Origin of the sequence: Solitalea agri (genome assembly GCF_023914155.1) — a bacterium.
In the GTDB taxonomy this organism is placed as follows: domain Bacteria; phylum Bacteroidota; class Bacteroidia; order Sphingobacteriales; family Sphingobacteriaceae; genus Solitalea; species Solitalea agri.
In genome coordinates this window covers 1-15,070 of sequence record NZ_JAMWYS010000060.1, presented here as the reverse complement: position 1 = coordinate 15,070, position 15,070 = coordinate 1, and the positions used below count along the sequence as shown (strand labels likewise).

General features: G+C 38.7%; 11 protein-coding genes. 6 read left to right on the top strand and 5 right to left on the bottom strand.

The features are described from left to right. Nucleotides 1–95: 95 nt before the first annotated feature. A complete protein-coding gene (locus NF867_RS17815) occupies nucleotides 96–1,592 on the bottom strand; it encodes a Do family serine endopeptidase (protein ID WP_252589755.1) in 1,497 nt (498 codons plus the stop codon). A 150-nt stretch (nucleotides 1,593–1,742) separates the two neighbouring features. On the opposite strand from NF867_RS17815, the gene dapF reads away from it, so the two are divergent. Then, nucleotides 1,743–2,522 (top strand): diaminopimelate epimerase, encoded by a 780-nt coding sequence (gene dapF / locus NF867_RS17810; protein ID WP_252589754.1) that lies wholly within the window; start codon nucleotides 1,743–1,745, stop codon nucleotides 2,520–2,522. Nucleotides 2,523–2,588: 66 nt separating this feature from the next. On the opposite strand, the gene NF867_RS17805 is transcribed toward dapF, so the two are convergent. From NF867_RS17805 to NF867_RS17795, 3 genes are all read right to left on the bottom strand, one after another. Further along, nucleotides 2,589–5,852 (bottom strand): amidohydrolase family protein, encoded by a 3,264-nt coding sequence (locus NF867_RS17805; RefSeq protein WP_252589753.1) that lies wholly within the window; start codon nucleotides 5,850–5,852, stop codon nucleotides 2,589–2,591. A 152-nt stretch (nucleotides 5,853–6,004) separates the two neighbouring features. Continuing rightward, entirely contained in the window at nucleotides 6,005–6,736 is a 732-nt protein-coding gene (locus NF867_RS17800; RefSeq protein WP_252589752.1) for a DUF2490 domain-containing protein, read from the bottom strand. A 75-nt stretch (nucleotides 6,737–6,811) separates the two neighbouring features. Next, nucleotides 6,812–7,534, bottom strand: a complete 723-nt coding sequence (locus NF867_RS17795; RefSeq protein ID WP_252589751.1) for a DUF2490 domain-containing protein — start codon at nucleotides 7,532–7,534, stop codon at nucleotides 6,812–6,814. Between the two features lie 122 nt (nucleotides 7,535–7,656). Between NF867_RS17795 and NF867_RS17790 the strand changes: the two genes are divergently transcribed. Together NF867_RS17790 and NF867_RS17785 are read left to right on the top strand one after the other, a co-directional pair. Next, a complete protein-coding gene (locus NF867_RS17790; protein ID WP_252589750.1) occupies nucleotides 7,657–8,295 on the top strand; it encodes a hypothetical protein in 639 nt (212 codons plus the stop codon). Between the two features lie 193 nt (nucleotides 8,296–8,488). Then, a complete protein-coding gene (locus tag NF867_RS17785) occupies nucleotides 8,489–9,265 on the top strand; it encodes a hypothetical protein (protein WP_252589749.1) in 777 nt (258 codons plus the stop codon). A gap of 49 nt (nucleotides 9,266–9,314) precedes the next feature. On the opposite strand, the gene NF867_RS17780 is transcribed toward NF867_RS17785, so the two are convergent. Then, entirely contained in the window at nucleotides 9,315–11,123 is a 1,809-nt protein-coding gene (locus NF867_RS17780; RefSeq protein ID WP_252589748.1) for a DUF4139 domain-containing protein, read from the bottom strand. 225 nt (nucleotides 11,124–11,348) lie between these two features. On the opposite strand from NF867_RS17780, the gene NF867_RS17775 reads away from it, so the two are divergent. From NF867_RS17775 to NF867_RS17765, 3 genes are read left to right on the top strand one after another with little or no spacing between them, the layout of a single operon-like run. Then, nucleotides 11,349–14,219 carry a DEAD/DEAH box helicase gene (locus NF867_RS17775; protein WP_252589747.1) on the top strand — a complete coding sequence of 957 codons (2,871 nt, stop codon included), beginning with the start codon at nucleotides 11,349–11,351 and terminating at the stop codon, nucleotides 14,217–14,219. A gap of 17 nt (nucleotides 14,220–14,236) precedes the next feature. Further along, a complete protein-coding gene (locus tag NF867_RS17770; RefSeq protein WP_252589746.1) occupies nucleotides 14,237–14,608 on the top strand; it encodes a YccF domain-containing protein in 372 nt (123 codons plus the stop codon). Between the two features lie 51 nt (nucleotides 14,609–14,659). Beyond that, a complete protein-coding gene (locus NF867_RS17765; protein WP_252589745.1) occupies nucleotides 14,660–14,998 on the top strand; it encodes a phage holin family protein in 339 nt (112 codons plus the stop codon). The last annotated feature ends 72 nt before the right edge of the window (nucleotides 14,999–15,070 follow it).

The window sequence follows — 15,070 nt, the reverse complement described above, 5'->3', positions numbered from 1 at the left end:
AACAAATCCTGCTTTAACTTGTTGATAACCCCTGAAAATAGAAAGAGGCCGTCCTTTTGAGACAGCCTCGTAAATAAATTGTTTACGAAAAGATACTATTTAGCTGCAGGGAACGAGAAGCTATAGCGAGAAGATGGTTCATCCGGATAAATACCCTCCAAATTCACCATTCCGTTTCGACTGTTGTTTAATGCAGCTTTCACGTCTTCTTCTGATGAAACAGCTTTACCATTAACTCTGGTAATTACGAAACCTTGTTGTATATCATACTGAGAAAGTATACCATTCTCTTTCAGCGCTGAAATTTTAACACCTCCTTGTACTTTGTATTTGTGCTTTTCTGCATCATTCAAAGGACTAAATTTGGCTCCCAAAGCATCGAAAGTTGCACTTGAAGTAGCCTTAACCAATGTGGCTGTGTTTTCAGCATTCTTTAATACCACCTTATAAACTTTCTCAGCCCCATTTCTCAAAACGGTTAGGTTAACAGCGTCACCTGGGCGATGCAAGCCAATTTGTTCTTGTAAATCAGAGCCAGAAGTGATACTATTTCCTTCAATTTTAGTAATTAAATCGCCGGTTTTAATGCCTGCGGCCTCTGCGGCGCCACCAACCGAAACGGATTCAACATACACACCGTTAATTGTTTTTAAGCCTTTTTTCTCGGCGAGTTCTGCATTATTCTCATTAAACTGAATACCTAAGTAACCACGTTGAACGGTTCCGAAATTTAAAATATCGTTAATTACTTTTTTAGCCAGGTTTACCGGAATAGCAAAACCGTAACCTTCATATGCACCAGTTTGTGATGCAATAGCGGCATTAATACCTACTAATTCACCATTTGTATTTACCAAAGCCCCTCCACTATTTCCAGGGTTAATAGCAGCATCAGTTTGAATGAAGGCCTCAATTGGACGAGCGTCAGGATCTTCCTGATTAGTTAAGATACCTATATTACGCGCTTTAGCACTAATGATACCGGCGGTAACTGTTGAAGTAAGATTGAATGGATTTCCTACCGCCAATACCCATTCCCCAACCTTTACATTATCAGAGTTTCCATATTTTACGAATGGAAGTTCTTTTCCGTCAATTTTAATTAGTGCTAAATCCGTGTTTGGATCTCTCCCAATCAATTTTCCTTTAAAGGAGCGCTTATCATTCAGTACTACCTGAATTTCATCAGCATCTTCAACCACGTGATTATTCGTTACGATATATCCATCAGGAGTAACGATGACTCCAGAGCCAGAAGCACGTTGAGGCTGGCGAGAACGACCTCCGCCACCACGGCCTCCAAAGAAATCGTCGAACATATCGCCGAATGGACTGTACTGCTGTCCTCGACTGGTTGAAGTATACGTTGTTTTAATGTGGACTACTCCAGGAGTTACCATTGCTGCGGCAGAAGTAAAATCAACGTCACCAGCAGAACCTACCATTCGGCTATTTTCGCCATAACTTACAAACTTTACATTTTGCTTGTCTTCAATGCTAGACTCTCCCCTGTTTTCGAAAACTTTATACGCCCCAACGGCCACTATGCCACCTAAGCAGGCAGTTAATAATGTTAAAGCTGTTTTTTTCATGTTTTCCTTTTTACTTAATCAATTACTATCTCAAAATTAATACTCGTATGTTGCAAAAACCAACTATCATTTATTTTAGTTTTGTAAAATTGAACTTACAAACTACGAAACGGTTCGTATTCAAATTTATTACTCAAAAATGAAATTTTGATGAAGCTTAAATTTTATAAATACCAGGGTGCCGGAAATGATTTTGTACTTATCGACAATCGAAACGCTACGATTAAGGTTGACGTAAAACTTTTCCACCAACTATGCGATCGCCGGTTTGGAATTGGGGGTGATGGAATTATGCTGCTCCAAAATCATGAAGATTTTGATTTTGAAATGGTGTATGCAAACTCTGACGGAAATCCAAGCACCATGTGCGGAAACGGAGGAAGATGCATCACTGCTTTTGCAAATAAACTGGGGATCTTTAGTGATGAGACCAATTTCTTAGCGGTTGATGGGCCACATTACGCAAAGATGACCGATAAGGGAGTTAGTTTACACATGATCGATGTCAACTCTATAGAGATAAATGGGGATCATTTTGTATTGAACACTGGTTCTCCTCATTTTGTGCAAGAAGTTCTGAACGTAAAACATTTGGATGTATTCAAGGAAGGACGGTCAATTCGTTATAATGATCGATTTAATGCCGAAGGAATCAATGTGAATTTTGTTGAAGATAAAGGCGATCATTTAGTAGTTAGAACGTATGAACGTGGTGTTGAAGATGAAACGCTTGCTTGCGGTACCGGTGTTACTGCTGTCGCTCTGGCCATGATGAACAAAAAGAAAATCACGGGAACTCATACAACAAAAATTAAAGCCATGGGCGGCGACTTATCCGTTACTGCCACCACAACCGATGGTAAAACATTCACAAACGTTTTCCTTGAAGGACCGGCAGATTATGTTTTTGAAGGAGAAATTGATATTTAAATAGCTTTTAAAACTAAAAAAGCGCTATTCCAAGTAAGAACAGCGCTTTTTCATTTATGTATCTATTTAATGAACTCCATAACAACTGCATCCACTATGCAGAAAACTACTGGTTAGTGAATTATACTTAAAGGTTTCGCTGTTATTCCCTTCTTCCCAAAAAAACTTCCCTCTAGGCTTATTATAATTTCCAACTTCGTTCATCGTTTCCGCATCATAAAGTCGACCGTTTAGCATAACATACTTTATGCTTTCGGTATTACGAATATTCTCCAATGGATTTTTATCCATTACGATCAGATCGGCTAATTTACCCACTTCCAACGAGCCAATTTCTTTGTCCATACCGAGGTATTCTGCACCATTCATGGTAGCGCATCTTATAACTTCCATTGGGCTCATACCTCCCTGCGCCAGCATCCACATTTCCCAGTGAGCGCCTATGCCCTGAATTTGGCCATGAGAACCCAGGTTTACCTTTGTTCCTCCATCACTCAAATATTTACAGATCTTAGAAGCTGAAAAATGGTTATAATCACTCTCGCTGGTTGTTTGTCGGCGGCGGGAGCGAGCATCAATTACTGACCGTGGGCTAAAATTTAACAATCGATTGTCTTCCCAAACATTTGTTCTATCATACCAATAATTCTCACCACTCAACCCTCCGTAAGCAACAATAAGCGTTGGGGTATACTGCGTTTTAGTAGCATTCCAAAGTTGTTTTACATCCGCATACACATCCGAAACAGGAATATTATGTTCAATACCAGTATGCCCATCCATGATCATACTCATGTTATGCGTATAGGTAGAGCCTCCTTCAGGCACCACCTCCATCTGTAATTCACGGGCAGCCTGAATTATTTGCTGACGTTGCTCTCTACGCGGTTGATTATAGCTTTTTACTGAAAAAGCACCTACCGCTTTCAATCTGCGCAAATGAGAACGGGCATCGTCAAGGCTATTTATTACTGCCTTAAAGTCGCCATCGGCGCCATAAAGAATGGTCCCGGTAGAATAAATTCTTGGGCCCACAATTGCCCCTGCTTTCTCCATTTCGCTTTGGGTAAACACCATCTCTGTATTATTCGATGGATCATGTGTGGTGGTTACGCCAAAAGCCAGATTTGCATAATAGGGCCATTGGGTTTTAGCAGTGATTCCTCCTGCTCCAGCAGGAATATGCGCATGCACATCGACCATACCCGGCATAATTGTTTTTCCGGTAACATCAATAACCTTTGCATCAGAAGGAATTGTAATAGATGAGACGTTTCCAAGAGCTGTAATCTTGTTATTCTCAATAATGATTATTCCGTTTTCTATTACCTCATCATTCTTCATGCTAATGATACGTGCTCCTTTTAGCGCAAGTTTACCATTCGGAACATCAGATGGAAGAACGAGTCCTATTTTAATCCCGGTAGAATCAACCGGAGGAATTGTTGATGGAGCACCATCAACAAAGTTGAATGAGTTTTGGATAGAGCGTGTAAAATATTCGGTGCCAAGTACCCAATGAAGTTTCTGGCTGTCTTTAGACCAATGCAAGCAGGTACCTGCATCTTTCGAAACCTTAAACACAGGTATTGCGGTACTTTTCCCAGACAAATCGACCGCAGACCCTGCAATAGGGAAAGGAGCAACGTATGCTTGAAACAGTTCGGTAAATGCAATCCATTTGTTATCGGGACTTACTACAAACTGATTAGCATATTGTGAGGTGAAGTGACTAATTGGATTTGTTCCGTTTAAATCAACACTTTTAAACAGCTTCTTCCCATTTTCAGAAGTTAAAAAGAAAATCCGAGACCCGTCACCATTAAATTGCGGCTGACTCCCCTCTTCACAAATAAATTTTGAGACACCGCTTCCCGCAGTCAGGATATAAAGGCCTGGGTTTTTCCCAAATGAAAAACCGTTCAACTCATTTCCAGACCCTTTTCTAAAAACTACCTTCTCTCCATTTGGCGAAAAAGAAGGTGTATAATAAAACCCCTTTTCGGTTGTTAACTTTTGTGTTTTCCCTGTTTTAAAATCAAATCTGACGATACTGCCTTTTGATTCATCATTCCACGAAATATAAACCAATGCATTCCCATCAGGACTAAATGAAGGATCGAATTCGAAATCGGTTGCTTTTGTGATTCGTTGTGGTTTACCGTTGGGAAGTTCTTTGCTATACAAATATCCAACAGCATTAAATACTAGTTTTTTGCCGTCAGGAGAGGTAATAGCATCGCGAATCATTTTAGCCTCAAACTGATCGCTGAAAACTTGCTGTTTAAAATGTAAGGCATCTGTAATGGTAAGCTCGGCATTCACCTCAAAAGGAATTTCTTTGGCTAGCTTTTGAGCAACATCAACATTCCAGATCTTTCCTTTTGCAGAGATAATTATATTCTTGCTATCCGGTGTCCAGTTGAAATTGGTATAAGGACCAAAAATAGCCCAAGCCTCCTGCTGATCATGAGAAAGAGGATGATAAATGGGCCACTCTTCCCCTGTTTCAAGGTTTTGAAGATAAAGAACACTTTCTAAGCGAACTCGTTTCACAAAGGCCAGAAGTTTACCATTTGGAGAAACCTGTGGACGAATCGCTCCTCCAGGCCCTCCGGTTACCTCTTTTATTTCTCCCGTTTGTCGATCGAGGCTCTTAATTGCATAAATACCCGAATAAGGATCTTTATTGTATTGAAAATAGGGGCCGGGGGTAACGTCTTCACTCCAATATAGATAACGGCCATCTGGCGACAATGCCGGCTCCCCTGCATCTTGCTGATCATTCTTCTTTTTTGTTAGCTGTATTCCATCACCTCCTGAAATATGATACATCCACATTTCTCCTGCCCCCAACGAGCGGAAACCTGTAAAATGTTTACGAGCTATGATGTATTGATTATCTGGAGTCCAAACTGCATTGTTCAGTAATCTAAAACTCTCCTTAGTCAGCTGACGAGCGTTAGAGCCATCTCTATTCATCAACCAAATATTATCTCCGCCACCGGCATCACTGGTAAACGATATTGATTTCCCATTGGGGCTAAATCGGGGTTGTACTTCATAGGCCATGCCTCCCCTTAACAGTTTGGCTTTACCTCCTGTTATCGGCATTGAGTAAATATCACCCAGCAAATCAAAAATAACCTCTTTACCATCCGGACTCACATCAACGTTCATCCAGGTTCCTTCTTTTACTGTAAAGTTTATTCTCTTTGATGGTCCCATGGGATTATTTACATCCCATTTTGGTTTTTCTTTCTCCTGAGCATTTGCTGTGAAGCTCGCAATACAGGCAGAGGAAAGAAGTACAAATAATTTTTTCTTCATGCTTATTGATTGAGTCTGCAATTTAACTAAAAGTGACAGAGATTGCATAAAGGTTAAGCTGCTCATGCGCTGCCGTAGGTTTGCAGCTTAGAAATGAACTTTTGAAAGCAAAATGAGCGCTCTAAATCAAAGAGCGAAATGCTCTTTCTCTTCTATAAGGTAAACTTCGTATAAAGTGTTAATTGAATACAGTTGTTAGTGAGTGTTGTGCCATTGCGCTGTTTTGACAATTGATACATATAGCCCCCTTCAAGGTCGAGCATACGATTAAACTTATACCCTATAGCAGCATACGCCCTGTTTTGATCAAAAAAACTATTATTGGTTGTTTCTTTATTAATGTAGTTAAACATTATTTCATCCTGCAAAACCCCATAAAATCCTTTTTTTAAAGCTGAATCTTGTTTAAACCAGATCATTCCTCGCAAGTAATATCGGATACGTTGTTGGGTCTTATAATCATTTGGGGTTGCTACTGAACTAATCCAACGATGCTCATTTCTCAGGCGATGAAAAAACAATACTCTTCCAATATTATGATTATAAATGAGCTGCTCCCAAGGCCTATGTTCGTCTGAATGATGCCTGATATCATCCATGTAGCTATAGTTAGAAACATAGGCATATCCCACCGCTGCAGTAAAATTCTTATTGAATTTATATGAAACAGCCGGACGTATAATAAACTGTTGAAGCTGCTCATAGTTATCTGTTGAACGAATTGGCACATCAAGAAATCCTCCCCACGAAGTCTTCGCGCTTTGAAATCGGAGGTTGGTGGTAAACCATACGGTATTTATGCTTTGGGCAAAAGCTACTTCAGAAAAAAGTACAAGCAATAAGCAGACTATTAAGCACTGCTTAAAGTAAACCAATATCTTCATTTATAAGTTAGTTGGGCATAAAGATATTGGTTATTCTGTTTTATCGAATAGCGTAAGATAAATTCCTCCCCAGAACTATAGGCTTAACCTTGTATATAGGGCAAACTGAAAAATATTATTCGTAAGCGTTTCTCCATTACGTTGCTTCACCAACTGGTTCATGTATCCGGCCTCAATATCAATTTTAGGGTTAAATCGATAGCCCAAGCCCACAAAAGCCCTGTTTTGGTCAAAGAAACTATTATTGGTTGTTTCTTTGTTGATATAATTAAACATAACTTCTTCCTGAAATGATCCAAAGAAACCCTGATTAAACGTTGATTCCTTTCCGAATGGAACAAGCCCTCTGATAAAATAGCGGAAACGTTGCTGGGTATTAAAATTGTTAGGGTCTGCGGCTGATGAGACCCATCGGTGCTCATTCCTAAAACGGTGAATTAAAGATACCCTTCCCAATTTATGGTTGATAAAGAACTGTTCAAAAGCGCGGTGCTCGGAAACTCGATCATCAACACCATTTACTATGGCATAATTTGATACATATGCATAACCAGCAGAGACAGTATAGTGCTTATTAAATTTATAAGTTAATGCCGGTCGAATCAAATACTGCTGCAATCGTTGATAATCATCTGATGAACGAAACTGCGCATCAAACATGAGCCCGAATTTTGATTCTTTAAACTGAAGATTAGCTATATAGGCCGCCCAGCCTGAGTTTTGTGTTTGCGCTTTGAGCTTACCAATGGAACAAAGTAATACTAGTAGTAATAATCCCGTTTTTATGTTTTTTATCATATGTTTTTGCTTTGAAACAAATCTATATAATTTCTATAGATTTTATATTTTAAATATGTAATTATGAACGCCAAAAATATCTCCGATAAGTTTATTAATTTAAAGTAGACAGTATTTTTACAATGTGTAATCTGAAGCTCATCCTTATTCTGGCCATTCAATTATTGGCAACCGGTGCATTTTCTCAAAATCTGCCGGGAATTTATATGTTAAACGGAGTGATGGAAACCGCAGCAGGCTTTAAGTTAAATGCTGATAGTACTTTTGAATATTTTTTCACCTACGGAGCTGCTGATAAATGGGGAAAAGGCACCTGGAAAATCGCCAACAATAGGCTGGTTCTTAAAAGCAATCATACACAACCATCAGCAGACTTTAAACTTGTACAATCTTTAAAAACTCCAGATAAGTTTATAATCATTCGTGTGGCTGATTCTTTAAATCAACCCTATCGATATGTTGCCTGTAGGTTAAACGAAAATGAAGGATCGACCGATGAGAACGGCGAAGTAAGATACCCCTTGGATACAGCACGATTTCTGCAGTTATATCACCCGATTTATAGCTTGCGATTAACTACCCTGACTCTCGATTCGGATAAAAACTCTTTTCAAATTGCACCCACCTGCGACTTATCAGAAGTTTTCTTTGATAATCTTAGTTTTTCAATCGAGGAAAATGAAATCAATGTTACTTTTTTACCTGGTTCTCCTGACCAACCTATAGGGTCAAGAACGTTTCACTTTGAAAAACAACAATAATTGACTGTTTTTAAAGCTTTTATGATCAATAAATTGTAAATTTAACTTCTGCAATCCATAAAACTTAACAGCTTTCCATCATCCGCTGTAAACCTTAACACAATCATTCAGAACCTCAACTTCAACATTCGTTTTAATCATTCCGAGTGAAATTCCTTTTACTAATCATATAACAAACCCAAAGGAGGTATCTATGAAATTTTATTCATTATTAAAATTCACTTTATCTATTGCGGCGCTTGTGTCAGTTTTGTCAACAAAGGCACAGGATGCGAGCAAAGGCGTTCTATATCTTGTTCATGAAGACCATGTAATTCCTGAAAAAGTGGCGATGTATGAAAAAGCCGCCAAAGGATTAGCTGACGCCATGACCAAATACAACAATGGTTCACCAATGTACTGGGTTGCCAGTCGTGATGATTTTTCGTACATCTATGTAATTCCGGTGAATAATTATGCCGGTATTGACATGGTTGATAACGCTTTCGGTCAATTATCAAAAGCAATGGGCAAGGATGCAATGGAGGCAATGATGAAACAATATGATGGCACCTTTAGCACGCACAGGGACCTCTTAGTGCGTTACCGTGCTGATCTATCTTATATGCCTGATTTTCCTGCGGAAAACACATTCCGTCATTGGGATTATTATTATATCAATCCTGAAAAAGAAAAGGAAGCAATGGAAATAGCCAAAGAATGGAAAGCTTTGTTTGAAAAGAAGAAAGTACCCATGGGTTACCGATTTAACTTAGGAGATATTGGCCTGGAACCTGTATTTATTGTTGTTCAGAGCGCAAAAAGCGCGACCGAATATTATACCAAGTCACAGGAAGTTGATAAACTACTAGGTGAAGAAGGTGAAGCCTTAATGAATAAAACATGGACGGTGGTCACTCATTTTGAACATAAAAACGGAAAACTGCATCCTGATTTATCTTGCATGACATCAACTACTTCGAAAAAATAGGCTTAAAAAAATAGCCGGCTATTAATTGGCCGGCTATTTTTAGTTTTAACTATAAATTTAAGTTCTGATCTTTCGGATATCTAACTGCATAACTTAGTATAAACTCTCGAGTTTCACCCGGTTTCAACTCAAATTCCCATGTTAATGTTCCAACTTCGGAGTTTACATGCGCCTTTGACGAATCTACCAGTTCCACTTCAATATCTTTTTGTGTTGATAGCGGATATTGATCTTTTAAAATCATTTTCACAGCTGAATTCTTGGTGTTTTTTACCGTTAATTTATATGTGAAAACCTGTTTCTTTTCGCTTCCAATAAACTTGGTGCTGCTATAATCCTGCATTTTCTCTCGTTTCACAATCACTCTTTTGTCATTACCTAATGTTAGGTTAAGTGTTTTTTGGGTTGACAAAGGATCGATATAAGATTTACCGATATAGGTTCCTTCAAAAGTAATATTGGCCTCACCCGGCAATAAATTCAATTTTTCCCAATCAGTTACCGTTGCCAGCAAATAAGTGTTTTTATCCATCTTAGGAGCGCTGTAATATTTGTATTCAGCTGGCAAGTCAAAACTTTTTAAGGTTACGCTTTGCTCATTTCCTGATCCAAGGATGTCATAAGGAAGATCAATATCATAAGTTACATCAATCGAATTTTCACTCTCAGAAACATAATCTGTTTGTTCTTTCAACGTGATAATTATTACTCCATTTGAAGCACGATTACCATACAATGCTGTTGCAGACGCATCTTTCAAAACATTTATATCCTTTATGGTCTCAGGACTAATTTTAGTGGCTTCATCGGCATTCATTATTTGTCCGTTTACCACATACAATGGAGATTGATTAGGGGTGACACTATTTGTGCCTCTAATCACTACTGATTCGCTCAGGTATTTTTTTTCACGTTTAGCAGAAGCATCCTCATACGAAATTGTGTTTTGAGCAACCTCTAGTCCGGGCACTCTGCCTTGTAAAGCTTTATTGATTGCATATTCAAGAAACCATGCTTTTAATTCGGGTGCGGTTTTACCATTGCCAGGGGTTGAGGTCGATAGCGTTAGTTTTACTTTTTTCCAATCTAACCCGGTTGTTTGCACAAACTTGGCTTTATAGGTTAGCTTAACCGGTTTATCGGCTGAAGATGCTTGTAAATCATAATATGGAATCCAATAAGCCGCATTGGTATAGTAAGAAACCGTAAAATCGTAGGTTCCGGCTAGAGGACTGCTCAACTGCAGTTTTAATCGACCAAAGGATTTATCATTTTTTCTCGACTCTTCATCAATCTGAAGCTGTAAACGAGCAATAGATTCACTAATCTTACTCAACTTGTTATTGAAAACACTTTTCTCGTTTTCAAGCTCCGTTGATTTAGCCTTATAGTAATCCATCATTTTCATCAATTCCGCCACACTCAATCCTGTTTGTGTTCCTCCAATTGATTTATTTGCTTTGAGCAAACTCAAAAGTCCATCATTCGTTTTCAGCGCTACTTGAATCTTGTCCTTTTCCCTTCCATAGTAATCTATAGAATCTTGCAGTTTTTTAACGTTAGGCAATGGTGTTCCAGTAGTTAAGTAGTCAGTTGAAAACGCGGAAGACATTACAGTTACTCCTCCTGAACATTTTATCTGCAGGCTGTTTACTTCGATTGAAGAGCTTAAGCCTTCTATCCATAATTCATTGCTTCCTTGGGTAAGCGTAGCTTTAGCGGTGTGGGTTACTTCGGCTCCAACCCGTAAAATCATTGCTGATTGTAGCTTGGCATTTACAGAATTCTTACCCTCGTTGGCCAATGCTGGCAAACAATAGGCAATTAATGTAGCTGTTAAAAGCGTTTTGATTCTCATTGTACTATGTATTGTTTGCTTAAAGATGCAGATGTTTTGATTATTTCATAATTGTCGATAAAACTTCTTTCCCACTGGTTAAAGGAACCTTTCGAGTACTCCTACTGATGGTCATTATTAATTTGGTGATTTTTTAACCCTCAGTAAACACAATTTCAATATAATTGCTACTTTTAAAATTTTGTCGGCACAAACCAGACGATAATTTAGGAAAGAGAGGAACAAATGCTGAGGGTAGATAGCACCAAATCATGTAAAATTGTGTATTCGTTACTGCAACACGAGTTCCTGGGCTATTTATTTGAACCGCATATTGTGCAAATGAACCGTGAATACACCTATTCATTGGTACATAAACGACTGTTTTCTCATACTGCTTCTGAATTTGCCCGCTTTTTAGATGCCACTGACTATAAACTTATCGCTTTATTAGAGCAGGTAGAACAGGAAAATATAATTCGCCGATTTCATAAGCAACCTATCCGTCCTCGGGAGTTTTTTACCAAATTTTGGACCGATGCTTTAAAAGCCAAGGTTCAGCCGTTTATTGAAGCTACCTTAAGTGAGGCCATTGAATTAATGAGAGAAAAGGCGGTTTTTGAGACTGGTAAAGAAGGAAATCCTACCTGGCAGGCGGTTTCAATAGCAGATCAACCAGCTTCTGTCTTGTTTCATTTCAGAAAAAACGAAGAGTCGACACGCTATTTTCCTACAATAAAATATAAAGACAAGCGCATAGAGTTTATGTTCAGGGATGCGCAGGTGATTAGCAATCAGCCTGCCTGGATGCTTTTAGATGACACCCTCTATTACTTTGAACATGAGTTGGAAGGAAAAAAACTCGTTCCTTTTTTAAACAAACGCTTCATCGAAATTCCACGAAGCTCGGAGAAAACCTATTTTGAAAAGTTTGTTGCCCCGCTTATTGAGAAGCATCATGTGTATGCCGAAGGATTCGATATAATAACCGAGAAATACGAGGCTTCCCCGCAGTTAAAGATCAACCTAAAAAAGGAACGACCATCATTAGACCTCAGTTTTAAATACGGTAAACACAAGTTTGCCTACGGTTCACAAGTGCCAGTTTCGGTAACCGTTGAGAAGAAAGAAGAAAACTACATTTTTCATCGTATTAAACGCTCATTGAACTGGGAGCAAAAGAAAGCAGATGAGATTTTGAGTTTAGGGCTTGCATTGGAAACACCCAATCACTTTCATATTACCAAATTATCGGAACAGGAAGATGAATTTTATTTACATGACTGGCTAAACGACCATTTTGATGATTTACATGAAAAAGGGTTCATCATTGACCAATCGGGAGAAAAGCGTTATGTATTTGGTAAATCCTCGATCAATTTATCATTTAAAGAAAATAACGACTGGTTCGATATTCATGCTATTGTTTCGTTTGGTGCTTTTGAAATTCCATTCATCGAACTAAAACATCATATTTTAAACCGTAAACGAGAATTTGTTTTGCCCAACGGTGAAATTGCTATTATTCCTGAGAGCTGGTTTAATACCTATGGAAACCTGTTTGCCTTTGCAGAAGGAACGAAGAACTTAAAACTGAAAAAACACCATATCGGGTTAATTCAGGATTATGCAAGTTCCGATCTGGCAGAAGTTACCATGGACCGTAAACTCCGAAAATTGGAGCAATTTGAAGAAATTGAAGACTTTCCAATACCAACACATTTCAAGGGTGAACTTCGCCCCTACCAAAAAGCCGGCTTTAACTGGTTCAACTTTTTGAGCAATTATAATTTAGGTGGATGCCTTGCCGATGATATGGGCTTGGGTAAAACCGTACAAACATTGGCATTGCTTCAAAAAGTGAAAGAACAAAGTGAAGTGCATCAAACTTCATTACTGGTTATGCCAACATCGCTGATTGATAACTGGATAAGTGAAGCTAAAAAGTTTACACCCAAACTTAAAGTTCATGTTTTTACCGGAGCCGCCCGCGAAAAAGACGTCGCACTTTTTGCCAACTATGATCTTATTTTAACAACTTATGGCATTGTGCGAATTGACCATGAGTTGCTGGAAAAATTTTACTTTCATTATATCATTTTAGATGAAAGTCAGAATATAAAAAACCCTCATAGCAAAAGTGCCAAGGCCATAAAAGCATTAAAATCTAAACATAAACTAATCTTAACCGGTACGCCGGTGGAAAATACCGTGGCCGATTTGTGGACGCAGCTTTCGTTTGTAAACCCTGGTTTATTAGGCTCCCATACTTATTTCCAAAACGAATTCATTATTCCAATTGAGAAAAAACAGGATGAAGAGAAACTGCGCCGATTACACGCACTCATCAAACCATTTGTTTTAAGAAGGACCAAGGACCAGGTAGCAAAAGAGCTACCGCCGAAAACCGAACAGATTTTCTATTGCAATATGAGTGAGGAGCAAGAGAAAGTGTACGAAGAAACCAAATCATTCTATCGAAATGAGCTGCTTCGCATAATTACTGAAAATGGTGTGGCGAAGTCGCAGATTCCGGTGCTACAGGGTCTTACACGCTTACGTCAAATAGCCAATCACCCAAAATTGGTTGATGAGGGTTATAAATTCGATTCGTGGAAGTTCTCTTTAGTGGTTGAATTGCTGCAAAACACACTTGCAAAAGGACATAAAGTGCTGGTCTTCTCTCAGTTTGTTAAGCATTTGCAGTTATTAAGGAATGAGCTGGACGCCATGAACATTCGGTATGCTTATTTAGATGGAGCTACCCAAAACCGCTCGGCAAATATTAAAGAGTTTAAAGAAAACGACGAGGTTCAGCTTTTCTTAATTTCGATTAAAGCCGGAGGAACGGGATTAAACTTAGTTGAGGCAGATTATGTGTTCTTGCTCGACCCATGGTGGAACCCTGCGGTAGAGCAACAGGCCATTGACCGCGCACATCGAATTGGTCAGACCAAAAACGTGTTCATTTATAAGTTTATCACCAAAAATTCGGTGGAGGAGAAGATTTTGAAACTGCAAAAGAAGAAGAAAAACCTTTTCAACTCATTAATAACTGTTGAAGATTCATTTGAAAAATCACTCACAGCCGAAGACATTAAAGCGTTATTAGATTAAAAAGAAAGTACATCTGCATGAGTTTTATAGGAAATATTATCTGGCTGATCTTTGGAGGACTGGCAACCTTCTTTGGCTACCTAACATCAGGTTTTTTACTTTGTTGTACCATTATTGGCATTCCATGGGGAATTCAATGCTTTAAACTTTCGTTTCTGGCACTTCTCCCCTTTGGAAAAAAAATCCGGATCAAAGAGGGAAGCCCAGGCTGCCTTTCGACCCTGATGAACATCATTTGGTTTTTTATTGGAGGTATTTGGATTGCCTTAACACATCTCGGTTTCGGCCTTCTTTTGGCAATTACCATCATAGGGATTCCGTTTGCCAAACAGCATTTCAAACTGATGAGTTTAGCATTAACACCCTTTGGAAGAGAAGTTTATGAATAAGCTTCTCTTTTTTGTTGTGAGCTTTTCTTATCTTATTGAAAAATCTTTACTATGAATCTTATTGTCCGACTAATTATTACGGCAGCCGTCGCTTTTGGCCTGTCATACATTTTACCCGGAGTGCATATTAATTCCTTTGCAACCGCACTTATTCTGGCAGTGGTATTAGGTATATTAAATGCTGTTGTCAAACCTATTTTGGTTATCCTAACATTCCCTATCACTATTTTAACCCTTGGCTTGTTTATGCTAGTCATTAACTTCCTTATTATCTACTTCGCTGAAAGGGTTGTTGAAGGGTTTAGTGTAGATGGTTTTTGGTGGGCCATTATTTTTAGCTTCCTCCTTTCACTGGTAACATCGATCCTCAGTGGCGGAGAAAAAGATTAATAAGAAGAGGCTGTCTCAAAAGGGGCAGCCTTTTTAGTTGCCGAGAATTGACTGTATATTTTTTGATTGAGA